The sequence below is a fragment of the Streptomyces sp. SGAir0957 genome (assembly GCF_043523415.1).
The window spans coordinates 2,185,620-2,207,066 of record NZ_CP027293.1 but is presented as its reverse complement, the minus strand read 5'-3'; the positions used below and the strand labels follow the sequence as shown (position 1 = coordinate 2,207,066).

Here is a 21,447-nt window from a genome sequence, read left to right as displayed (position 1 = left end):
GTGTGGGCGTGATGAATCAGGAACGCCGTACCCCCGCCCACATCGCCATGTTCTCCATCGCCGCGCACGGGCACGTGAACCCGAGCCTGGAGGTGATCCGCGAGCTGGTCGCCCGGGGCCACCGCGTCACGTACGCGATCCCGCATCTCTTCGAGGAGAAGATCGCCGAGACCGGCGCCGAGCCGGTGCTCTACCGCACCACCCTGCCCGGCCCCGACGACGACCCGGACGCCTGGGGCACGACGCTCCTCGACCATGTGGAGCCGTTCCTGAACGACGCGATCCAGGCGCTGCCGCAGCTCATCGACGCCTACGAGGGCGGCGGTGACGCAAGCGCCGGGGCCGGCGTCCCCGACCTCGTCCTGCACGACATCACCTCCTACCCGGCCGCCGTCCTCGCCCACCGCTGGGGCGTCCCCGCGATCTCCCTCTCCCCGAACCTCGTCGCCTGGCAGGGGTACGAGGAGGAGGTCGCCGAGCCGATGTGGGCGGAGCCCCGGCGGACACCGCGCGGCAAGGCGTACTTCGACACGTTCACCGCCTGGCTGCGGGAGAACGGGGTGACGAAGACGGCCGAGGAGTTCTGGGGCCGCCCGGACCGCTCCCTCGTCCTCATCCCGAAGGCGCTCCAGCCGAACGCCGACCGGGTCGACGAGAAGACGTACACCTTCGTCGGCGCCTGCCAGGGCGACCGGTCCGCGCAGGGCACCTGGGAGCGGCCCGCCGACGCCGAGCGGGTGCTGCTCGTCTCACTGGGCTCGTCGTTCACCAAGCAGCCGGACTTCTACCGTGCGTGCGTCGAGGCGTTCGGGGACCTTCCGGGCTGGCACATGGTGCTCCAGGTCGGCAAGCACGTCAGTGCCGACGATCTCGGGCCCGTACCCGCGAACGTAGAGGTGCGGAACTGGGTGCCGCAGCTGTCGGTCCTGGAGCAGGCGGACGCGTTCATCACGCACGCGGGCGCGGGCGGCAGCCAGGAGGGGCTCGCCACCGCCACGCCGATGGTCGCCGTCCCGCAGGCCGTCGACCAGTTCGGCAACGCCGACATGCTCCAGGGCCTCGGCGTCGCCCGGCACCTGCCGAAGGAGGAGGCGACAGCCGGCAACCTGCGGGCCGCCGTCCTCGCCCTCGTCGACGACCCGGAGGTGGCGCGCCGCCTCGCCGCGATCCGCGAGGAGATGGCGGGCGAGGGCGGCACCTCGCGGGCGGCCGACCTCATCGAGGCCGAACTGCCCACCAGGTAGGGCGGGTCACCGGTACAGCGTGGTGTCGGTCCGGGCCTCGGGAGTGTCCGCCCGTGCCCGCCGGGGCTCGGGCGGCGCCGCCTCGTCGTGGCTCAGGTCGGGCATCCGGCGCAGCCACGCCGGCAGGTACCAGTTGCGCTCGCCGAGCAGCGCCATGACCGCCGGGAGCAGCACGCCCCGGATGACGGTCGCGTCGATCAGGACGGCCGCCGCGAGTCCCACGCCCATCTGCTTGAAGGACTGCATGGAGAGCGTCCCGAAGATGGCGAAGACGGCGACCATGATGACGGCGGCGCTGGTGACCACACCGGCCGTCGTGACGACCCCGTGCCGGATGGCGTCCCGGTTCGAACGCCCCTGCAGACGCGCCTCCTTGATCCGCGACACCACGAACACGTGGTAGTCCATCGACAGGCCGAAGAGGATCACGAAGAGGAACAGCGGCAGCCAGGAGATGATCGCGCCGACCCCCTCCGCCCCGACGAGCCCGGCGCCCCAGCCGTTCTGGAAGACGGCGACGAGGATCCCGTACGCCGCACCGACGGAGAGCAGGTTGAGCGCGATCGACGTGAGCGCGACGGTCAGCGAGCGGAACGAGACCAGCATGAGGAGGAAGGCGAAGACGACCACGAAGACGAAGACCGGGACGACCGAGCCGACGATCTGGTCGTTGAAGTCCTTCGACCCGGCGACCTGCCCGGTGACGGGCGCCTCGACACCGTCGACCTTGCCGAGCGTGTCCGGCCGCACCTGGTCCCGTAGCAGCGCGAGGCTCTTCTCCGCCTTGTCCTGGTCGGAGCCGCCGACGAGGGGGACGTCGATCAGCGCGACGTTCTCCTTCGCGTGCACGGTGACCTCGACCGGGCCGCGCGAGGCGCCCGAACTCACCGCCTGGGCGCGGAAGTCGGCGAGAGCGTCCCGGACCGCGGGTGCCTCGATGTCGTCGGCCTTCACCACCACCTCGGCCGGTTCCGAGCCGCCCGGGAACGCCGCGTTGACGCGGTCGTACGTCGCCACGATCGGCAGCGAGTCGCCGAACTCCTGGTCCAGGGTCAGGTTCTGCGTCTTCATGCCGAGCGCGGGCGCGGCGATCGCGAGCAGCGCGCCGACCGCGACGACGACGGAGACGGCGGGCCGGGCCAGGACGACGGTGAGGACGCGCTGCCAGAACCGGCTGCCGCCCTCGGCGCCGGCGTCGCCCCGGCGCTTCGCACGGTGCAGGAACGGGATACGCCCCTTCTCGACGCGCTCACCGAGCAGCGAGAGCAGCGCCGGGAGCACGGTCACCGAGCCGACCATCGCGACCGCCACCACCATCAGCGAGGCGAGCCCCATGGCCTGGAACTCGGCGAGGCCGGTGAACATCATGCCCGCCATGGCCACGCACACCGTGACACCGGAGACGATGATCGCCCGGCCGCTGGTGGCCGCGGCGACGCGCAGCGCCGTCCGCGGGTCGTGGCCCTTCCTGCGCTCCTCGCGCTCGCGGCGCAGATAGAACAGGCAGTAGTCGACCCCGACCGCGAGCCCGACGAGCAGCATGACCGAGTTGGCGGTCTCGCTCATCGGCTGGAGGTGGCTGACGACGCCCATCAGGCCCATCGTCGCCATGATCGCCGTAATGGCGAGCGCCACCGGGAGCAGCGCGGCGACGACCGCGCCGAACGCGATCAGCAGAATGCCGAGCGCCACCGGCACCGCCGAGAACTCGGCCCGCTGGAAGTCGTCGCCGAACGCGTCGTCGAAGGTCTTGTTCATGCTGGCGCCGCCGATCTCCTCGATCCGCAGCGCGTCGTGGCCGTCGGCGACGCCCCTGACCGCGTCCAGGACCGGCTCCACCCGGTCGGCCGCCGTCTCGGGGTCGCCCCGCATGTCGAACTGGACGAGCGCGGTGCGGCCGTCCTGCGACACGGTCTGCGCCCGGGCGGCGTACGGCGAGCGCACATGGGTCACCGCGCCCGTGCCCTCGACGGCCCTGATGACGTCCGCGACGGCCGCCTTGAACTCCGGCGCGGAGGCGCGCAGTCGCCGGTCCTTGCCCTGGACGAGCACGGTCTCGCCCGCGGGCTCGTCGATGTGCGCGTCGTCGATGATGCGCGAGGCCCGACCGGTCTCGCCGCCGAGCTGGTCGCTGTCCTTGACGTCGACGCGTCCGGCCGCCGAGCCGAGCCCCATCGCCAGGACGACGAACAGCACCCAGATGCCCACCGCCGCCCAGCGGTGCCGGACGCTCCACCCGCCGGCCCGCGCGGCGAACCCCCGCACCTGCCGGTCCCGCCGCTCCCCGTTCCTCACCATGAGGTCACCTCCACCATCGAAGCTAGGGGCGCGGTCGGCGGGGTTCGTCGTGCTCTCCGGTGAAGTGCGGGGCGCTCCGCTCGCCGTCGAGGATGACGACGGCCCCCTACATCTATAGGGATCCGTCCGTTTTGTTATTACGGAACCTTGTTGAACAAGTCACAGGCGCATGAAGGTCTTGATCTGGTCGCGTCAATCGGTCAGGGTTTCGTCTCAACCCCCGGAGATCTTCCGGAGATTGCCAGGGGCCGCACGAAAATACGCGCCCCCACGCGCGTAGAACCTCACGCGCGGAAGTCGTGCGCGGAGCCATCCCCCCACATCACCACGAGGAGATCCCTCTTCATGGCATTTCACCAGCGTGCGATAGCCACGGGCGCCGTCGCGGCAGCCATCGGCCTGACCGTCTTCACCGGTGGTCTCGCGGACGCGACCCCCGCCGAGTCCACGGTCTACGGTCTCGGCGCCCAGGGCGCCGTGTCGGGCAGCTACATCGTGCTGCTCGACCAGAAGGCGGACACGGCCGCCAAGAAGGACCTGGCCAAGGAGTACGGCGGCACCTTCAGGCGGAACTACACCTCCGCCGTCAACGGCTTCTCCGTGAACGGCCTCACCGAGACCGAGGCCAGGCGGCTCGCCGCCGACACGTCGGTCGGCAAGGTCGTCCAGAACAAGAAGTTCCACATCGACGCCGTCCAGGAGAACCCGCCGTCCTGGGGCCTGGACCGCATCGACCAGACGGACACGGCGGGCGACGGCGCGTACACCTACCCCGACAGCGCGGGCGAGGGCGCGACCGCGTACGTCATCGACACCGGTGTCCGCATCAGCCACGAGGACTTCGGCGGCCGTGCCTCCTCCGGCTTCGACGCCGTCGACAACGACGACAGCGCCGACGACGGCAACGGGCACGGCACGCACGTCGCCGGCACCATCGCGGGCAGCGCGCACGGCGTCGCCAAGAAGGCGAAGATCGTCGCCGTCCGCGTCCTCGACGACTCGGGCTCCGGCACCACCGAGCAGGTCGTCGCCGGGATCGACTGGGTCACCGCGCACCACCAGGGGCCCTCGGTCGCCAACATGTCCCTCGGCGGCGGCGTCGACGAAGCCCTCGACGCGGCCGTGCAGAAGTCGATCGCGTCCGGCGTCACCTACGCGGTCGCCGCCGGGAACGAGTCGGCGGACGCCTCCACCTCCAGCCCCGCCCGCGTCCCGGAGGCCATCACGGTCGCCTCCTCCACCAAGGACGACGCGCAGTCGAGCTTCTCCAACTTCGGCTCCGCCGTGGACCTCTACGCCCCCGGCTCGGACATCACCTCCGACTGGAACACCGGCGACGACGCCACGAACACGATCTCCGGTACGTCGATGGCGACGCCGCACGTCGTCGGCGCCGCCGCCGTCTACCTCGCCGGGCACCCTGACGCGGCCCCGGCCGACGTCGCGAAGGCGCTGACCGAGGGCGCCACGCCCGACGCCGTCTCGAACGCGTCCGAGGGCACCGCGAACAAGCTCCTGAAGATCGTCGAGTAATTCCCCCCGCCCCGACCGGCGGCCGCCGCGCTCACCCCCACGGAGCACGGCGGCCGCCCTATGCTGTCCCGATGGCGATCACGAGGTACGCGGCCCTGCTGCGCGGCATCAACGTCGGCGGCAACAAGAAGGTGCCCATGGCCCGCTTGCGGAGCCTGGTCGAGGAGATGGGCTGCACCGACGTCCACACCCACCTCCAGAGCGGCAATGTCACCTTCGCCGCCGAGACCGGTGCCGGGACGACACTGGCACGGTCCCTGGAGGGCGCCCTCAGCGCCGAGTTCGGCTTCACCGTGGACGTCCTCGTACGGGACCACGCCTATCTGAGGGCCGTCATGGACGCGTGCCCGTTCCCCGCCGCCGAACTGCAGGGCAAGCAGCTCCACGTCACCTACTTCTCCGAGCAGGTGACCCCGGACCGCTTCGCGGAGATCGACCAGGCCGCGTACGCCCCCGAGGAGTTCCGGCTCGGCGACCGCGCCCTGTACCTCTACGCGCCCGACGGCCTCGGCGTCTCGAAACTGGGCGCGCAGCTCAGCCGCCCCGCGCTCAACAAGGGCATCGTCGCGACGAGCCGCAACTGGAACACCGTGGTCAAGCTCGTGGAGCTGACCAGCGAGCCGTAACCCCGCCCGACCGGCGTGAGAGGCTCGCGGGATGCGCTATCTCATCATCGGAGCGGGTGCGGTCGGCGGAGCCGTCGGCGGCCGGCTCGCACAGTCCGGCCACGACGTCGTCCTCGTCGCACGCGGCAAGCAGTACGAGGCGCTGCGCGACCGGGGCCTGACCCTGCGCACCCCGGACGGGGCGCACACCCACCGCCCGCCGGTCGTCGACGGGCCCGAACCGCTCGGCACCCTCCGCCCCGACGACGTCCTCGTCCTGGCCGTGAAGACGCAGGACAGCGCCGCCGCGCTCGCCGCCTGGGGCGCGCGGCCCGTCGAGGGCGGCGGGACCGCGGCCGGGCGGCTGCCGCTGGTCTGCGCGCAGAACGGGGTGGAGAGCGAACGGCTCGCCCTGCGCACCTTCCAGCGCGTGTACGCCATGTGCGTGTGGCTGCCCGCCACCTTCGTGGAGCCGGGCGTCGTGCGCGCCGACGGCGCCCCGCTCACCGGCATCCTGCGCCTGGGCCGCTACCCGGCCGGCAGCGACGACACGGCCCGCGCCGTCGCCGCCGACCTGGAACGCTCGCACTGCGAGGCGCCCGTCGCCGACGACGTCATGCGGTGGAAGTACGCCAAGCTCCTCGCGAACCTGGCCAACGCGATCGAGGCCGTCTCCGGCGTGATCGACGGCGAGGAGGGCGCGGCCCTCTTCCGGCGGGCCCGCGCCGAGGGCGAGGCCGTCCTCGCCGCCGCCGGGATCGCGTACGCCTCCGAGGAGGAGGAGAAGCAGGCACGGGCCGACAAGATCCGGTTCGACCCGTTCGACGGGTCGCCGCGCGGCGGCGGCTCCTCCTGGCAGTCCCTCCAACGGGGCACCGGCACCATCGAGGCGGACTACCTGAACGGCGAGATCGGCCTGCTCGGACGGGTTCACGGGGTGCCGACGCCGGTCAACGACGCACTCCAGGAGTACGCGAACGAGGCGGCGCGGGAGCGGCGCCCCGCGGGTGCCATGACCGTGGCCGAGCTGACGGCGGCGGTCGACGCGCGGCGAACCGGCTGAACGCGCCGCGTTCCGTCGAGAGCCGTACCGGGGACGGGGCGCCTCGGTGTACGCGCGGGCGCCAGCCCTGAGCGGGCGGAACCCCGGTGTCGTCGTCAGGGGCCGACGGAGTCGCCGTGCTCGCCGCGCCACGCGTCGCGGCGGGCCCTGCGCACCGCCGGGCCGACCCCGACGCCCGCGACGACGAACAGCACCCCGAGCACGGCCCACCCGGCCGCCCCGTGGTCGATCGCCGTCGCCGTCACCAGGGCGGGCGCGGCCATCGTCGCGGCAGCCTGGCCCGAGTTGAAGACGCCCTGGTAGACGCCCTGGGCGCGGGCGTCCGCCAGGCCGTAGCCGACGGTCCAGCCGCCCGCCGCCGACAGGACCTCCGCGAGCACCTGCACCACCGCGCCCACCAGCAGGACCGTGAGCGCCCACAGCGGCGAAAGCCCCGCCGTGCAGGCGAACACCGCGCACGCCAGGGCGAGCAGCAGCCCCGAGCGGCGCATCGCCCGTACCGCGCCCGGCAGGTCCTCCACGCCGCGCGTCGCCCGCACCTGGAGCACGGCCACGAGCGCGCAGTTGAGGATCATGACGAGCGCGGCCGACCAGCGCGGCGCGTCCGTGTGCCGCACGATCCACAGCGGGAGGCCGACCTCCAACAGGCTGTACTGCAGGGCCAGTACGGCGTTGAGGACCGTCACGCTCAGGTACGGCAGATCGCGCACCGCCCGCAACGGGCTCTCCACGCGCGCGTGTCTCACCGTCCGCCGCCCGCCCGCGGCGCCCGGCAACACCTGCACGAGCACACCGGAGACGACGAAGGCCGCCGCGTCGACGAGGATCAGCGCCGTGTACCCGGCGCGGCTGTCCGCCTGGAGCGCGAGGGCGCCGAACGCGCCGCCCGCGCCCATGCCCACATTGGTCACCATCCGCAGATGCGCCCGGCCCTCCACGCGCGTGCGCGCGGGCAGCACGTCGGCGTAGAGCGCGTTGCGCACGCCCATGCTCGCCTGGCAGAGCGCCGCGTACCCGATCGCCGTCGCGAGGAACGCGCCGTACGAGCCGATCACCGTGTACGCCACGAGCACGACCCCGCACCCGGCCCACAGGGCGGTCAGCACGGGCCGCCGCCCCCACCGGTCCGAGGCCCACCCGGCGGGCACCCCGGCCGCGATCCCGAACAGGCCCGCCACGGTCAGACCGACCCCGACGGAGGTGGCGCTCAGGCCGAGCACGCGCGTGAAGTACAGGACGCTGACCGGGAAGAAGAGACCGCGCCCGAACGCGTTGACGAGGGTCAGCAGGGACAGGCGAAGGAGCAGCGGGCCGGTGGGCAGCATCCCGAGGAACCGCGTGGCCCCGGGGTCCGGGCGGACGTCGGTCGGCGAAGTGGTCATGCCCACACCCAACCGGCCGCGCCCTCCCGGCGACATTCCTTTAGCCTGCGCCTAAAGGTCCGCGGGGGCGGCCGGGGAGAGGGTACGCGGGTGATCGAGTTCCGGTTCGTCGTGGGGGACCTCGCCCGTACGTCCTTCGCCTACTCACCGCTCCAGGAAGCCGTCTACTCCCTGCGCTGCTGGCGCGACCCCGCCCGCTACCCGCACCAGCGCCCCTGGCTGCGCCGCCTCGCCCCCGCCTTCCACCGCCAGGACACCGAGATCCTCACCGCGCTGATCGCCCCGAGCCTGTGGATCCCGGACTTCCTCACCCCGCGCCCCGAGCGCCCGCGACCGGTCTTCGCCCGGCAACTCGCCGCCCTGCGCGGCACACCGCCGCACCTGCTGGCCCGCGACTTCGAGGCCGCCTACGCCACCGGACCCCTGCCGCCCGTCGTCCGCGCGGGCCTCGCCGACCCCGCCGCGCTCCTCGACCGCGTCGTCGACGCCCTGGCCGCGTACTGGCGCGAGTGCCTCGCCCCCGACTGGTGGCCGCGCGTCCACACCGTCCTGGAGGCCGACCTGGCCCACCGCGGCAAGGTGCTGGCCGAAGAGGGCGCGGGCGGCCTGTTCGCGAGCCTCGACCCGCGGCTCACCTGGAACGGCGAAGTCCTCACCCTGGTGAAGAAGTTCGACCGGCACCCCTGGCCCGAGGCCGACATACGGATCGGCGGCCGGGGCCTCGTCCTCGTCCCCACGATGTTCGCCCTCGGCGCGCACACCAATATCGACCCGGCGCTGCCCCCGGTCCTCTGCTACCCGGCGCGCGGCCGCGCCACCATCTCCGAGACCCCGCCCCCGGCCACCGGCGAAGCCCTGACCCGCCTCCTCGGCGCCCCGCGCGCCCGCATCCTCCACCTCCTCCGGGACCCCGCCTCCACCACGGAACTGGCACACCGCCTCGCCGTCACCCCGGGCGCCGTCAGCCAGCACCTCTCGGTCCTGTACGACGCGGGGCTCCTCACCCGGGCCCGCAGCGGACGAAGCGTGCGGTATGCGCGGAGCGAGCTGGGGGAGCGGCTGTGCGGCTGAACGGCCGCAGCGGCTCTGCGACCGGACGGCTCCGGCGGGCGGCCCTGCGCGGGGTGACGGCTTCGGTGGGTGGCGTTGTCAGACCCCGCCGCTACGGTCGGGAGCATGAACGAACTGACGTCACCGGTACGCCGGTTGAGAGCCGTGCTGACGGAGCCGCCGCCGTCCGGCGCGGGGCGGCCCCCGTCCCGGCACGCGCTCATCGCGCAGCTCACGCCGCTGGAGCTGGGCGGGCTCCTGCCGCTCGCGCACCGGGTGCTCGCGGACGAGGCGGCGCCCGAGGACGCGCGGCGGGTGGCCCGCGAGCTCACCTGGTCCGGGACCCGGCCCGCCTACACCGCGGACGCCTGCGCCGAGCTGCTCACGGTGCTCGCGGAGCGGCCGCGGCCGACGGACGTGCGGCTCGCCGCGGCCGCCCTGGACCAGTGCGCCGAGCCGTACGCCGCCGACGCGAGGTGCGCCGGGCCCGCCGCGGTGCTCGTCCGGGCCGCCCTGGACGCGGGGCCGAACCCGGACCACCGTGCCCAGATCGTCGCCGTCGCCGCGCTCGCGGGCCCGGCGGTCGAGGCGGAGGCGACCGCGCGGCTGCGCGAGGCGCTGCGCGAAGCGCCCCTGGCTCTCCTCGCGTTCGACGCCCTGCTCGCCGCGCCCGCCCGCGACCACGCCTCCCTGCTCGCCGACGACGCCTACGCGCGGGCCGCCCGGCGCGTCATGACGGCCGCCGCCGAGCACCTCGCCGCCCTGCACCGGGGCGAGCTCCCGTACGCGGCGGACACGGCGTTCCCCGGACCCGACGGCGACGCGCTGCGCCAGGCCGTGGACATCGCGCTGGGCCGCGACGAGCCCTGGGCGGGCGAGCTGCTCGCCGCGATCCTGCCCCGGGTCGCCGTCGCGCCCACCACGGCGAAGACGCTTCCCTCGCAGAGCGTCTGCATCGGCCTCGCCCAATCCGTCGAGGAGCTGCCGACCCCGGAGGCGCTCGACGCGTTGCGGGCCGCGCGGCGCGTCGTACGGCACGCGGGTGTCGCCAAGAAGCTCGAGCGCGGCCTGCGCCGGGCGGAGAAGAACCTCGGCGGACGCCCCGAAGTCGCGCTGCGCCTGCCGGACCTCGGCATCGACGCCGCGACCGGGACCCGACGGATACCGGTCGGCGCCCACGTGGCCACGGTCGCCGTCCCCGAGGAGGGCGACCCCGTCGCCACGTGGGAGCGCGCCGACGACGGCACGGTCCTGCGCTCCGTCCCGGCCGCCGCCCGCCGCGACCACCCGGACGAGGTGGCCGCCGTCCGCGCCCTCGTCAAGCAGGTGCGGGCCCAGCGGCGCACGCTCCTCATCGCCCTGGAGAACGGCTTCGTCCACGGCACGGTCCACCGCTACGGGCGCTGGCGCGCAGCGCTGGCCGAGCATCCGGTCGCCCGGACGGTGACCCGGCGCCTCGTCTGGGAGACCGAGCACGCGCCGGGGGAGTGGCGGGCTTTCCTGCCGGCCGGCGGCGCACCCCTGCCGGACGAGGCTCCCTCCGCCGCCGTCCGCCTGTGGCACCCCGCCCGCGTGAGCGAGGAGGAGCGTGCGCTGTGGCGGGAGCGGGTGACCGCGCTCGGCGTCGAGCAGCCCCTGCGCCAGGTTTTCCGCGAGCGGTACGCGCCGCCGGAGACCGGCACGGACACCACGCTGTTCAACGGGCCCGAGCTGGAGGCGGGGACCGTGCTCGGGCTCGCCGTGCGCGAGGGCTGGACGCTCGACGACGACGTGCTCGTCCGGCGCTTCGGCCCCGTCGAGGTCCTGGTGCACCTCGGCGGCAGCCTGTACCCCGGCCGCACAGGACCGTGCTCCGTGGAGTGGGTCCGCTTCTCCGTACCCCTCGCCGAACTGGACCCGGTGCTCCGCTCGGAGGCGCTGCGCGCCGTGGACCTGCTGGTGTCGGTGGGCGGCGGCTGATCCGTGTCCAGGACGGACACTCAGGCCCCGAGCGCCGCCAACTCCCGTACGCACGCGTCCTGATACCGCCGCAGCAGCACCCGCGCCACCTCCGGCGCCGGGCCCAGCACATCCGCCAGGACGTCGGCTTGCGATGCGCCGGCCGCGATCCGGTCGGGGAGGCGGCCGGGAGCGAGGACGTACGGGGCGACGGCGACGCGTGCGCAGCCCTGGGCGCGCAGTGCGCGTAACGCGTCCTCCGTGCGGGGCAGGGAGGCGGAGGCGAACGCAGGCCGCACGGCGCACCAGCCGGTGTGCCGCCACTCCCGCGCGATATCAGCGATCACTGCGATCGCCTCCGGGTCGGAGGAGCCCGCCGAGGCCAGGACGATCCCGGTCGTGGGCTTGTCGGCCGGGGTGAGCCCGGCCTCGTACAGACGGCGTTCGAGGGCGGACACCAGCAGCGGGGAGGGGCCGAGGACATCCGCCTGGCGGATGCGGAGCGCGGGCGGGGCCTCGCGGAGCACGGAGGGGATGTCCGTCTTCGCGTGGAAGGCGCGGGTCAGCAGGAGGGGGAGGGCGACCACGTCGCGGACGCCCTCCGCCGCCAAGGACTCCAGGACCCCGCGCACCGAGGGGACGTTGAACTCCAGGAACGCCGTCTCCACCCGTACCCCCGGCCGCTGCGCCCGTACCTCGCGCACGAGGGCGTGCACGGTCGCGGCGTGCCGCGGGTCGCGGCTGCCGTGGGCGATGACCAGGAGGACGGGGGGAGTGGGCTGCATGGGCGGTTCAGTTCCTCACGAGCAGGCCGCGACCGCGCAGGACGCGGCGCTCCAGCGGGCTGAAGATCAACAGGTCGATGACGATACCGACGATCAGGATGAGCAGGATCGCCAGGAACACCATGGGCATGGAGGAGGCGTTGCGCCCGTTCTCCAGGAGCTGGCCGAGGCCGATGCCCAGGTCGGGCGAGGACGCGATGATCTCCGCCGCCATCAGCGAGCGCCAGGAGAACGCCCAGCCCTGCTTGAGCCCGGCGAGGTAGCCGGGCAGCGCCGCGGGCAGGACGATGTGCCACAGGCCGCGCACGCCCGTCGCGCCCAGGGTGCGGCCCGCCCGCAGGAACAGCGGCGGCACCTGGTCTACGCCGGAGACCAGACCGTTGGCGATCGAGGGCACGGCGCCGAGCAGGATCACCGCGTACATCATCGAGTTGTTCAGGCCGAGCCACAGCACGGCCGGCGGCACCCAGGCCACCGACGGCAGCGACTGGAGCCCGGAGAGGATCGGGCCGATCGCCGCGCGCACGAACTTCACGCGCGCCACGAGCAGCCCGAGCGGGGTGCCGATGACCAGCGCGAAGAGGAAGCCGAGGAGGCCGCGCGAGACGCTCGTCCAGATGTAGCCGAGCAGTTCGCCCTTGAGCCAGGCGTTCTGCACCTCGTCCCACACGGCGGAGGGCGAGGGCAGTTTCGTCGGATCGTCGACGATCTTGAAGGAGATCAGCGCCTGCCAGAGCACGAGCACGAACAGCACCGCCGTGACGGGCGGCAGCACCTTCTCGCGCAGCGTTCGGCCGAACGGGGTACTCCCGGTGTCCCGTGTCTCCAGGGCGTCGAGCCCGGCCTCCAGGCCCGCGAGGTCGTCCTTGCCGGTCCGCGCCTTGCCGGGCCGTTCGTCCTCGACCGCGGCCGTCGGTTCAGTCCTTGCCATGGCGGCGGATCTCCCCACGCAGTTGTTCGGTGATCTCGACGGAGAGCTCCGCGACCTCGGCGTCCTCGATCCGGCGCGGCTGCGGGATGTCCACCGTCCACTCGCGGGCGATCCGGCCGGGACGGGAGGAGAGGAGCACGACGCGCTCGGCGAGCCGCACCGCCTCGCGCACGTTGTGCGTGACGAACAGGACGGAGACGTTCGTCTCGCGCCAGATGCGGGTCAGCTCGCCGTGCAGCACGTCCCGCGTGATCGCGTCGAGCGCCGCGAACGGCTCGTCCATCAGGAGCAGCCCGGCGTCCTGGGCGAGCGCCCGCGCGAGCGCAACCCGCTGGCGCATACCGCCGGACAGCTCGTGCACCCGCTTGCCGTACGCGTCCTGGAGCCGGACCAGGTCCAGCAACTCCTCGGCGCGGGTGCGCCGTTCGTTCTTCGGCACGCCCCGCAGCTTCAGGGCGAGCTCGATGTTCTTGCCCGCGGTCAGCCACGGGAACAGGGCGTGCTCCTGGAACATCAGGGCGGGCCGCCCGTCCGTCGCGATGCTGCCCGCCGACGGCCGGTCGAGCCCGGCCACCAGGTTGAGCAGCGTCGACTTGCCGCAGCCCGAGGCCCCCAGGAGGGTGACGAACTCGCCCGGCGCGACATCGAGCGTGATGTCGTCCAGGACGAGCTGGGGGCCCGCCGGTGTGGCGAAGGACTTCGAGACGTGCTCGATCCGGGCCGCCCTGCCGCCCGTCGGGGCGGCGGGGTCACCCGCCTTGGCGAGAGTCGTCGCCATGGTCGTCACCTCCTGGGAATCTCTGCACTCGGTTGTCGGCGGGTTACTTGACGCCGAGACCGGCGTCGTCGACCTTGGCGCCGCCCTCGGCGGCGAGGATCTTGTTCAGCGGCTTCAGGTCGTAGATCCCGGCCAGGTCGGGCTTGTCGAGGAGGCCGGCCTTGACCGCGTGGTCCGCCTCGGAGTCGAGCGTCGCGGCCAGCGGGTCGTCGGTGAACTCGATCGACTTCCACGCCGGGTCGAGCACCTCGGCGGGCAGCGCCTTGCCGGTCGCCGACTCCAGCTCCTTGTTGGCGGTGGCCTTCGCCTCGTCGGGGTTGGCCTTGATCCACGCGTTGGTCTTCACCGAGCCGCGCAGCACGGCCTCGACCACGTCCGGGTGCGCCTTGAGGAACTTCTGCGACACGATGACGTTCGTGATCACGAACTTCTTGTCGGGCCACAGGTCCGCCTCGTCGAGCAGGACCTTGGCGCCCTCGGCCACCAGCTTCGACGCGGTCGGCTCGGGCACCCACGCGCCGTCGATGGAGCCGGACTTGTAGGCGTCCGGAGTGATCTTGTTGTCGGTGCGGACCACGGACACGTCGCCCTTGCCGGAGTTGGCGTCGACCTTCCAGCCCTTCTCGGCTATCCAGTTCAGGAGCGCGACGTCCTGGGTGTTGCCGAGCTGCGGGGTGGCGATCTTCTTGCCCTTGACGTCGTCCAGGGTCTTGATCTTCTTCGGGTTCACGACGAGCTTCACGCCGCCGGACGCCGAACCGCCGATGATGCGCAGCGACTTGGACTGCGACTTGGTGTAGCCGTTGATCGACGGGGAGGGGCCGATCCAGCCGATGTCGATGGAGCCGGAGTTGAGCGCCTCGATCTCGGAGGGTCCGGCGTTGAAGATCTGGTACTTCGCCTGCGTGCCCTTGAGCTCCTTCTGGAAGAAGCCCTTCTGCTTGCCCACCAGGGCGGTGCCGTGGGTCAGGTTCCCGAAGTAGCCGATCTTGACGGTGTCCGCGGAGAGGGCCTCGCCCTTTGCGGAGACGTTCTCCTTGGAGCTGTCGTCGCTGTCCGAGCCGTAGCCGCAGGCCGTCGCGGTGAGCGCGAGGAGCGGAAGCGCGGCGACGGCGACGAGGCCGCGGCGCTTGAGGGTCGATCGGTTGGCAGGCACGGGAGGTGTTCCTCTCGTTGGCCCGGCGGTCACGCGCCTAGGGCGTGGCCGGGAGGTCGGCATGGCTTCGTCTTCGCCGCACGGCATGGTGCGCGGCGTCTGCTACGGCGTGGGGGGCGAGGGCGCGCGGGCAGTGCGCGTACGTCAGCACGCACATCGCCCGACCCCGCCCTGTCCGCTGCCGAGGGCGCCGCTGCCGACACGGCCGCCTTCCTTGGCGAACGTGCCGTAGTAGTCGAAGAAGGTCATGTCAGAAGTCCCAGCCGTCCTCGTCCGCGACGGTGTCGGCGGCCGGCTGCTCGGCGGCGGCGAACGACTCGCCCGCCATGCCCGCCGCGAGCGTCGTCCCGTCCGCCGGGTCGATGAGCAGGAACGATCCGGTGCGCCGCGAGTCCGCGTAGTTGTCGAGCGCGAGCGGCTCGGCGGTGCGCACCTTGACGCGGCCGATGTCGTTGGCGACGAGCTGTCCAGGATCGGGGTGCTGGGAGAGGTCGTCGAGCGTGAGCCGCGACGGGATCTCCTTGACGATCGCCTTGACCGTGCGGGTGGTGTGCTTGAGCAGCACCCGCTGGCCGACGGTGAGCGGCGTGTCCGCGACGTGGCAGACGGTCGCCTCGATGTCCTGCGAGGTGGCGGGCGCGTCGCCGCTCGGCACGAGGAGGTCGCCGCGCGAGACGTCGATGTCGTCCTCCAGGAGGACGGTGACGGACTGCGGCGTCCACGCCACGTCGACCTTCTGCCCGAGCAGGTCGATCCCGGCGATCTTCGAGGTGCGCCCGGACGGCAGGACGGTCACGGACTCGCCGACGCGGAAGGTGCCGGCCGCGATCTGGCCCGCGTAGCCCCGGTAGTCGGGGTGCTCGGCGGTCTGCGGACGGATCACGTACTGCACGGGCAGGCGGGCGTGGCAGCTGGTCAGGTCGTGGCTGACCGGCACCGTCTCCAGGTGCTCCAGGACGGTCGGGCCGGGGTACCAGTCCATGTGCGCGGAGGGCTCCACCACGTTGTCCCCGGCGAGCGCCGAGATCGGGATGGCGGTGATCTCCGGGACGCCGAGGCCCGCCGCGTACGCGGTGAACTCCTCGGCGATCGCCGCGAAGACGCTCTCCTTGTAGTCGACGAGGTCCATCTTGTTGACCGCGAGGACGACGTGCGGGACGCGCAGCAGCGCGGCGACCGCGGCATGGCGGCGGGTCTGCTCGATGACGCCGTTGCGCGCGTCGACCAGGACCACGGCGAGGTCGGCGGTGGAGGCGCCGGTCACCATGTTCCGGGTGTACTGCACGTGGCCCGGGGTGTCGGCGAGGATGAACCGGCGCCGGGGCGTCGCGAAGTAGCGGTAGGCCACGTCGATGGTGATGCCCTGCTCGCGCTCGGCGCGCAGGCCGTCGGTGAGCAGCGCGAGGTCGGGCTCGGCGGCGCCGCGCGAGCGCGAGGCGTGCTCGACGGCCTCCAGCTGGTCGGTGAGGACCGACTTGGAGTCGTGCAGGAGACGGCCCACGAGGGTGGACTTGCCGTCGTCGACGGAGCCCGCGGTGGCGAACCGCAGCAAGGTCGTGGCGGACAGGCCGGCCAGCTCTTCGGCAGCAGTGGTCGTGCTCATGGTTAGAAGTACCCCTCGCGCTTGCGGTCTTCCATCGCGGCCTCGGACATCTTGTCGTCGGCGCGCGTCGCACCCCGCTCGGTGAGGCGGGAGACGGCGATCTCGGCGATGACCTTCTCGATGGTCGTGGCGTCCGAGTCGACGGCGCCGGTGCAGGACATGTCGCCGACGGTGCGGTAGCGCACGAGCCGCGTCTCGACGGTCTCGCTCTCCTTCGGGCCGCCCCACTCGCCGGCCGTCAGCCACATGCCGTTCCGGTTGAACACCGGGCGCTCGTGGGCGTAGTAGATCTCCGGCAGCTCGATGTTCTCGCGGGCGATGTACTGCCACACGTCCAGCTCGGTCCAGTTGGACAGCGGGAAGACGCGGACGTGCTCGCCGGGCGCGTGGCGGCCGTTGTAGAGCTGCCACAGCTCGGGGCGCTGGCGGCGCGGGTCCCACTGGGAGAACTCGTCGCGCAGGGAGAACACGCGCTCCTTGGCGCGGGCCTTCTCCTCGTCGCGGCGTCCGCCGCCGAAGACCGCGTCGAACCGCTCGGCCTGGATCTTCTCGGTCAGCGGCAGTGTCTGGAGCGGGTTGCGGGTGCCGTCCGGGCGCTCCTTGAGGACACCCCGGTCGATGTAGTCCTGCACGGAGGCGACGTGCAGGCGCAGGCCGTGCTCGGCCACGACCCGGTCGCGGTAGGCGAGGACCTCGGGGAAGTTGTGCCCGGTGTCCACGTGCAGGAGCGAGAAGGGGATCGCCGCGGGGGCGAACGCCTTCAGCGCCAGGTGCAGCATGAGGATCGAGTCCTTGCCGCCGGAGAAGAGAATCACCGGCCGCTCGAACTCGCCCGCCACCTCGCGGAAGATGTGCACCGCCTCGGACTCCAGGGCGTCCAGGTGGCTGAGCGCGTACGGGCTGTCGGTCTCCTCGGAGACGGTCACTACGGTCGTCATGCGGCGAGACCCCTTTCGGTGAGCAGTGCGCGGAGCGCGGCCGCGGACTCCTGCACGGTCTGCTGGTGCGACTCGATGCGCAGGTCGGGCGATTCGGGAGCCTCGTACGGGTCGTCGACCCCGGTGAGGCCGGAGAGCTCGCCCGCGGCCTGCTTGGCGTACAGACCCTTCACGTCCCGCTCGGAGCAGACCTCCACGGGCGTGGCGACGTGCACCTCCAGGTAGGCGGTGCCGCCCGTCTGGTGGCGCCCCCGCACCGCCTCGCGGCTGTCGGCGTAGGGGGCGATGACCGGGACGAGCGTCAGCACTCCGTTACGGGCGAGGAGTTCGGCGAGGAAACCGATGCGCTGCACATTCGTGTGCCGGTCCTCGCGGCTGAAGCCGAGGCCCGCAGAGAGGTACTCGCGGATCTCGTCCCCGTCGAGCACCTCGACCGGGCGCCCCTCGGCGCGCAGCGTCTTCGCCAGTTCGTAGGCGATGGTGGTCTTGCCGGCGCTCGGCAGACCCGTGAGCCAGATCGTGGCTCCGGTCACTTGCTTCTCCAAGGTCTCTGTGTGCTGCGGGGGTTCGGTCGCCTCGGCCGTGGAGGCCGCCTCGGACAGGGCAGCCGCCTCAGCCATGGAGGCCGCACTCGGTCTTGGCCCGGCCCGCCCAGCGTCCGGCGCGGGCGTCCTCGCCCTCCAGGAGGCGGCGGGTGCACGGGGCGCAGCCCACGGAGCCGTAGCCGTCCATGAGCAGGGGGTTGGTGAGCACGCCGTGCTCGCTCACGTAGGCGTCCACGTCGTCCTGGGTCCAGCGGGCGATCGGGGAGATCTTGACCTTCTGCCGCTTCTCGTCCCAGGCGACGACGGGGGTGTTCGCGCGGGTCGGGGACTCGTCGCGGCGCAGCCCGGTCGCCCACGCGGCGTACTTGGTCAGCCCTTCTTGCAGGGGCTTGACCTTGCGCATCGCGCAGCACAGGTCGGGGTCGCGGTCGTGCAGCCTCGGGCCGAACTCGGCGTCCTGCTCGGCGACGGTCTGCCGGGGCGTGAGCGTGATGACGTTGACGTCCATCACGGCCTCGACGGCGTCGCGGGTGCCGATGGTCTCCTCGAAGTGGTAGCCGGTGTCGAGGAAGACGACGTCGACGCCGGGCAGGGCGCGGGAGGCGAGGTGGGCGACGACCGCGTCCTCCATGGACGAGGTCACGCAGAACTTCCGGCCGAAGGTGTCGGCCGCCCACCGGAGGATCTCCAGGGCGGAGGCGTCCTCCAGGTCGCGCCCGGCCTGTTCGGCGAGCGCCTTCAACTCCTCGGCGTCCGTCGCGGAGTTGTCGGTGTGTGTAGCGGAGTTGTCGGTGTCCGTAGCGGTCCGGGTTGCCGTCATATCTGATCCCCTCCACCGTCGTTACGCGTCAGCCCGCGGGCGAGCAGCCCGAGGAACTTCAGCTGGAAGGCCCGATTGCATGCCCCGCATTCCCACGCGCCGTGTTTTCCTTCGGTGGCCTCGCTGGGGCGCAGGTCCTCGTCGCCGCAGTAGGGGCAGTAGAACGGGGCGGCGCGCTCGCTCATGACAGGGCCTCCTCGGAGGCGCGGGTGGTCCAGGCGGCGAACCGCTCGCCGTCCTCGCGCTCCGCCTGGAAGCGCTTGAGGACCCGCTCGATGTAGTCCGGCAGCTCCTCCGCGGTGACCTTCAGGCCGCGGACCTTGCGGCCGAACCCGGCCTCCAGGCCGAGCGCGCCGCCGAGGTGCACCTGGTAGCCCTCGACCTGCCGGCCGTCGGCGTCGAGCATCAGCTGGCCCTTGAGACCGATGTCCGCGACCTGGATACGGGCGCAGGCGTTCGGGCAGCCGTTGAGGTTGATGGTGAGCGGCTCGTCGAACTCCGGGAGACGGCGCTCCAGTTCGTCGATGAGGGTGGCGCCGCGCTGCTTGGTCTCGACGATGGCGAGCTTGCAGAACTCGATGCCGGTGCAGGCCATGGTGCCGCGCCGGAACGAGGAGGGGCGGGCGGTCAGATCGAGCGCCTCCAGGCCCTCCACCAGCGAGTCGACCTGGTCCTGCTCGACGTCCAGGACGATCATCTTCTGCTCGACCGTGGTGTGGACGCGGCCCGAGCCGTGCGCCTCGGCCAGGTCGGCGATCTTGGTGAGGGTCGCGCCGTCGACGCGGCCGACGCGCGGGGCGAAGCCCACGTAGAAGCGGCCGTCGTTCTGGCGGTGGACGCCGATGTGGTCGCGCCACTGCGAGGAGGGCTGCGCCGGGGCGGGCCCGTCGATGAGCTTGCGGCCACCGAGGTACTCGTCCTGGAGGACCTGGCGGAACTTCTCCGGGCCCCAGTCGGCGACGAGGAACTTCAGGCGGGCCCGGTTGCGCAGGCGGCGGTAGCCGTAGTCGCGGAAGATCGAGATGACGCCCTCGTAGACGTCGGGCACCTCGTCGATCGGCACCCAGGCGCCGAGCCGCACGCCCAGCTTGGGGTTGGTGGACAGGCCGCCGCCGACCCACAGGTCGAAGCCGGGGCCGTGCTCGGGGTGGACGACGCCGACGAAGGAGATGTCGTTGATCTCGTGCACCACGTCCAGGAGCGGCGAGCCCGAGATGGCCGTCTTGAACTTGCGGGGCAGGTTCGAGTAGGCCGGGTTGTTCAGGACGCGGCGCTTGATCTCCTCAAGGGCCGGGGTGGCGTCGATGATCTCGTCCTCGGCGATGCCCGCGACCGGCGAGCCGATCATCACGCGCGGGGTGTCGCCGCAGGCGGTGACGGTCGAAAGACCCACGCCCTCCAGGCGGTTCCAGATCTCGGGCACGTCCTCGATCCGGATCCAGTGGTACTGGATGTTCTGCCGGTCGGTGATGTCGGCGGTGCCGCGCGCGAACTCCTGCGAGATCTCGCCGATCACCCGCAGCTGCCGCGTGGTCAGGCGGCCGCCGTCCACGCGCACGCGCAGCATGAAGTACTCGTCGTCCAGCTCCTCCGGCTCCAGGACGGCGGTCTTGCCGCCGTCGATACCGGGCCGGCGCTGGGTGTAGAGGCCCCACCAGCGCATACGTCCGCGCAGATCGTTGGGGTCGATGGAGTCGAAGCCGCGCTTGGAGTAGATCGTCTCAATGCGTGTCCGCACATTGAGACCGTCGTCGTCCTTCTTGAACTGCTCGTTGCCATTGAGCGGCGTGAAGTGGCCTACGGCCCACTGGCCCTCACCGCGGTGACGGCTCACCTTGCGGCGGGGCGCGGCGGCAGCGGGCTTCTCAGGGTTGGCAGCCATGGGTGTACGTCCTTCAAGGCAGGCTCAGTGCGGCTCTGACCCGCACACTCGCGTCAAGGCGCGGCGGTGCGCAGGGGGCGTCAGGTGGAGCGGGGAAGTCGGCGGGGCTGGTTCTCTCAGCGCGCCGGACAGATGGCGCTGGACATGCGGCCGTAGTCGACGTGGCGTCGACTCACCAAGGCGGTTCCAGCTGTAGACATGACGGAAGCGTGTCATGGGACTTTGGGCCCGGTCCACCATCGTCCGCAATATGGACGCGTATGTCCCACATGCTGGACGATGGTGGTGTCGATCACATTCTAGGACGCGGCGGGGTGCGCGCCCGGCCACGGACCCGGGGCCGCCACGTCCGGCTCCTCACCGGTCTCCGTGCGGAACAGGCGGAAGCCGCGCCGCTGGTAGTTGGCCATCGCGTGCTCCCCGTCCAGGCTGCACGTGTGGAGCCAGACCCGCTTCGTCGGCGGCAGATCCGGCCACCGCCCGGCCAGATCCCAGGCGCGGGCGACGCCCTCCGACAGCAGGTGGCCGCCGATCCGCCGCCCCCGGAACGCCGGGATCAGCCCGAAATAGACGATCTCCACGACCCCGCCGTCCCGCGCCGCCAGCTCGACGTATCCCGCGGGCGTCCCCTTGTCGTAGGCGACCCACGTCTCCGTGCCGGGGCGCGCCAGCTCCTCCCGCCACCGCGCGTACGACCAGCCGAGCCGGTCGGTCCAGCGGATGTCGCCGCCCACGGACGCGTACAGGAAACGGCTGAACTCGGGCGAAGGCACCTCCGCGCGCACGATCCGGACACCGCCGCCCCCGGGCGGGGCGGCGGGCCGCAGATCGGACGACGAGGTCTGTTCGAGGGACCAGGTGGTGACGGTGACGGTGCTGCTGCTCATGCCGCCCAT

19 protein-coding genes are annotated in these 21,447 nt (G+C 72.3%); 6 read left to right on the top strand and 13 right to left on the bottom strand.

Annotation, left to right across the window (positions count from 1 at the left end; translation table 11 throughout):
- Positions 1-11: 11 nt before the first annotated feature.
- Positions 12-1,244 carry a macrolide-inactivating glycosyltransferase gene (gene mgt, locus C1N81_RS14850; RefSeq protein WP_394437958.1) on the top strand — a complete coding sequence of 411 codons (1,233 nt, stop codon included), beginning with the start codon at positions 12-14 and terminating at the stop codon, positions 1,242-1,244.
- 6 nt (positions 1,245-1,250) lie between these two features.
- On the opposite strand, the gene C1N81_RS14845 is transcribed toward mgt, so the two are convergent.
- The gene (locus C1N81_RS14845; protein WP_394429292.1) at positions 1,251-3,542 is read right to left on the bottom strand and encodes an MMPL family transporter; all 2,292 of its coding nucleotides are present in this window, start codon (positions 3,540-3,542) and stop codon (positions 1,251-1,253) included.
- Positions 3,543-3,887: 345 nt separating this feature from the next.
- On the opposite strand from C1N81_RS14845, the gene C1N81_RS14840 reads away from it, so the two are divergent.
- The 3 genes from C1N81_RS14840 to C1N81_RS14830 all read left to right on the top strand — a co-directional run bounded on the left by C1N81_RS14840 (position 3,888) and on the right by C1N81_RS14830 (position 6,743).
- Positions 3,888-5,075 carry a S8 family peptidase gene (locus tag C1N81_RS14840; RefSeq protein WP_394429291.1) on the top strand — a complete coding sequence of 396 codons (1,188 nt, stop codon included), beginning with the start codon at positions 3,888-3,890 and terminating at the stop codon, positions 5,073-5,075.
- Between the two features lie 71 nt (positions 5,076-5,146).
- Positions 5,147-5,701, top strand: coding sequence for a DUF1697 domain-containing protein (locus tag C1N81_RS14835; RefSeq protein ID WP_394429290.1), 555 nt, complete (start codon positions 5,147-5,149; stop codon positions 5,699-5,701).
- Between the two features lie 31 nt (positions 5,702-5,732).
- Positions 5,733-6,743: a ketopantoate reductase family protein gene (locus tag C1N81_RS14830; protein ID WP_394429289.1), complete on the top strand. Its 1,011-nt coding sequence runs from the start codon at positions 5,733-5,735 to the stop codon at positions 6,741-6,743.
- A 95-nt stretch (positions 6,744-6,838) separates the two neighbouring features.
- On the opposite strand, the gene C1N81_RS14825 is transcribed toward C1N81_RS14830, so the two are convergent.
- Positions 6,839-8,125, bottom strand: a complete 1,287-nt coding sequence (locus C1N81_RS14825; protein ID WP_394429288.1) for an MFS transporter — start codon at positions 8,123-8,125, stop codon at positions 6,839-6,841.
- Between the two features lie 90 nt (positions 8,126-8,215).
- Between C1N81_RS14825 and C1N81_RS14820 the strand changes: the two genes are divergently transcribed.
- Entirely contained in the window at positions 8,216-9,196 is a 981-nt protein-coding gene (locus C1N81_RS14820) for an ArsR/SmtB family transcription factor (RefSeq protein ID WP_394429287.1), read from the top strand.
- A 105-nt stretch (positions 9,197-9,301) separates the two neighbouring features.
- Positions 9,302-11,134 carry a DUF4132 domain-containing protein gene (locus tag C1N81_RS14815; RefSeq protein ID WP_394429286.1) on the top strand — a complete coding sequence of 611 codons (1,833 nt, stop codon included), beginning with the start codon at positions 9,302-9,304 and terminating at the stop codon, positions 11,132-11,134.
- A 20-nt stretch (positions 11,135-11,154) separates the two neighbouring features.
- Here C1N81_RS14815 and C1N81_RS14810 read toward each other — a convergent pair whose 3' ends face one another.
- The 11 genes from C1N81_RS14810 to C1N81_RS14760 all read right to left on the bottom strand — a co-directional run bounded on the left by C1N81_RS14810 (position 11,155) and on the right by C1N81_RS14760 (position 21,438).
- Positions 11,155-11,898, bottom strand: a complete 744-nt coding sequence (locus C1N81_RS14810) for a sirohydrochlorin chelatase (protein WP_394429285.1) — start codon at positions 11,896-11,898, stop codon at positions 11,155-11,157.
- Positions 11,899-11,905: 7 nt separating this feature from the next.
- Positions 11,906-12,829 (bottom strand): ABC transporter permease, encoded by a 924-nt coding sequence (locus C1N81_RS14805; RefSeq protein WP_394429284.1) that lies wholly within the window; start codon positions 12,827-12,829, stop codon positions 11,906-11,908.
- A complete protein-coding gene (locus C1N81_RS14800; protein WP_394429283.1) occupies positions 12,816-13,607 on the bottom strand; it encodes an ABC transporter ATP-binding protein in 792 nt (263 codons plus the stop codon). The genes C1N81_RS14805 and C1N81_RS14800 overlap by 14 nt, the downstream gene beginning before the upstream one ends.
- 43 nt (positions 13,608-13,650) lie before the next feature.
- Positions 13,651-14,763 carry an aliphatic sulfonate ABC transporter substrate-binding protein gene (locus tag C1N81_RS14795; protein WP_394429282.1) on the bottom strand — a complete coding sequence of 371 codons (1,113 nt, stop codon included), beginning with the start codon at positions 14,761-14,763 and terminating at the stop codon, positions 13,651-13,653.
- Positions 14,764-15,013: 250 nt separating this feature from the next.
- A complete protein-coding gene (locus C1N81_RS14790; protein WP_394429281.1) occupies positions 15,014-16,366 on the bottom strand; it encodes a sulfate adenylyltransferase subunit 1 in 1,353 nt (450 codons plus the stop codon).
- 2 nt (positions 16,367-16,368) lie between these two features.
- Complete coding sequence (cysD, locus tag C1N81_RS14785; RefSeq protein ID WP_394429280.1) at positions 16,369-17,304, bottom strand: sulfate adenylyltransferase subunit CysD; 936 nt, start codon at positions 17,302-17,304, stop codon at positions 16,369-16,371.
- Positions 17,301-17,924, bottom strand: coding sequence for an adenylyl-sulfate kinase (cysC, locus tag C1N81_RS14780; protein ID WP_394429279.1), 624 nt, complete (start codon positions 17,922-17,924; stop codon positions 17,301-17,303). Before cysC ends, cysD begins: the two co-directional genes overlap by 4 nt.
- Positions 17,917-18,669, bottom strand: a complete 753-nt coding sequence (locus C1N81_RS14775; RefSeq protein WP_394429278.1) for a phosphoadenylyl-sulfate reductase — start codon at positions 18,667-18,669, stop codon at positions 17,917-17,919. The genes cysC and C1N81_RS14775 overlap by 8 nt, the downstream gene beginning before the upstream one ends.
- A complete protein-coding gene (locus tag C1N81_RS14770) occupies positions 18,666-18,854 on the bottom strand; it encodes a hypothetical protein (RefSeq protein WP_394429277.1) in 189 nt (62 codons plus the stop codon). Before C1N81_RS14770 ends, C1N81_RS14775 begins: the two co-directional genes overlap by 4 nt.
- Positions 18,851-20,551 carry a nitrite/sulfite reductase gene (locus tag C1N81_RS14765; RefSeq protein ID WP_394429276.1) on the bottom strand — a complete coding sequence of 567 codons (1,701 nt, stop codon included), beginning with the start codon at positions 20,549-20,551 and terminating at the stop codon, positions 18,851-18,853. The genes C1N81_RS14770 and C1N81_RS14765 overlap by 4 nt, the downstream gene beginning before the upstream one ends.
- 299 nt (positions 20,552-20,850) lie before the next feature.
- Positions 20,851-21,438, bottom strand: coding sequence for a GNAT family N-acetyltransferase (locus tag C1N81_RS14760; RefSeq protein ID WP_394429275.1), 588 nt, complete (start codon positions 21,436-21,438; stop codon positions 20,851-20,853).
- Positions 21,439-21,447 lie beyond the last annotated feature (9 nt).

Bases quoted from the DNA above. Each gene is read 5' to 3' on its own strand.
- mgt (WP_394437958.1), top strand. From the start codon at position 12: ATGAATCAGGAACGCCGTACCCCCGCCCACATCGCCATGTTCTCCATC.
- C1N81_RS14845 (WP_394429292.1), bottom strand. From the start codon at position 3,542: ATGGTGAGGAACGGGGAGCGGCGGGACCGGCAGGTGCGGGGGTTCGCC.
- C1N81_RS14840 (WP_394429291.1), top strand. From the start codon at position 3,888: ATGGCATTTCACCAGCGTGCGATAGCCACGGGCGCCGTCGCGGCAGCC.
- C1N81_RS14835 (WP_394429290.1), top strand. From the start codon at position 5,147: ATGGCGATCACGAGGTACGCGGCCCTGCTGCGCGGCATCAACGTCGGC.
- C1N81_RS14830 (WP_394429289.1), top strand. From the start codon at position 5,733: ATGCGCTATCTCATCATCGGAGCGGGTGCGGTCGGCGGAGCCGTCGGC.
- C1N81_RS14825 (WP_394429288.1), bottom strand. From the start codon at position 8,125: ATGACCACTTCGCCGACCGACGTCCGCCCGGACCCCGGGGCCACGCGG.
- C1N81_RS14815 (WP_394429286.1), top strand. From the start codon at position 9,302: ATGAACGAACTGACGTCACCGGTACGCCGGTTGAGAGCCGTGCTGACG.
- C1N81_RS14810 (WP_394429285.1), bottom strand. From the start codon at position 11,898: ATGCAGCCCACTCCCCCCGTCCTCCTGGTCATCGCCCACGGCAGCCGC.
- C1N81_RS14805 (WP_394429284.1), bottom strand. From the start codon at position 12,829: ATGGCAAGGACTGAACCGACGGCCGCGGTCGAGGACGAACGGCCCGGC.
- C1N81_RS14800 (WP_394429283.1), bottom strand. From the start codon at position 13,607: ATGGCGACGACTCTCGCCAAGGCGGGTGACCCCGCCGCCCCGACGGGC.
- C1N81_RS14790 (WP_394429281.1), bottom strand. From the start codon at position 16,366: ATGAGCACGACCACTGCTGCCGAAGAGCTGGCCGGCCTGTCCGCCACG.
- cysD (WP_394429280.1), bottom strand. From the start codon at position 17,304: ATGACGACCGTAGTGACCGTCTCCGAGGAGACCGACAGCCCGTACGCG.
- cysC (WP_394429279.1), bottom strand. From the start codon at position 17,924: ATGGCTGAGGCGGCTGCCCTGTCCGAGGCGGCCTCCACGGCCGAGGCG.
- C1N81_RS14775 (WP_394429278.1), bottom strand. From the start codon at position 18,669: ATGACGGCAACCCGGACCGCTACGGACACCGACAACTCCGCTACACAC.
- C1N81_RS14770 (WP_394429277.1), bottom strand. From the start codon at position 18,854: ATGAGCGAGCGCGCCGCCCCGTTCTACTGCCCCTACTGCGGCGACGAG.
- C1N81_RS14765 (WP_394429276.1), bottom strand. From the start codon at position 20,551: ATGGCTGCCAACCCTGAGAAGCCCGCTGCCGCCGCGCCCCGCCGCAAG.
- C1N81_RS14760 (WP_394429275.1), bottom strand. From the start codon at position 21,438: ATGAGCAGCAGCACCGTCACCGTCACCACCTGGTCCCTCGAACAGACC.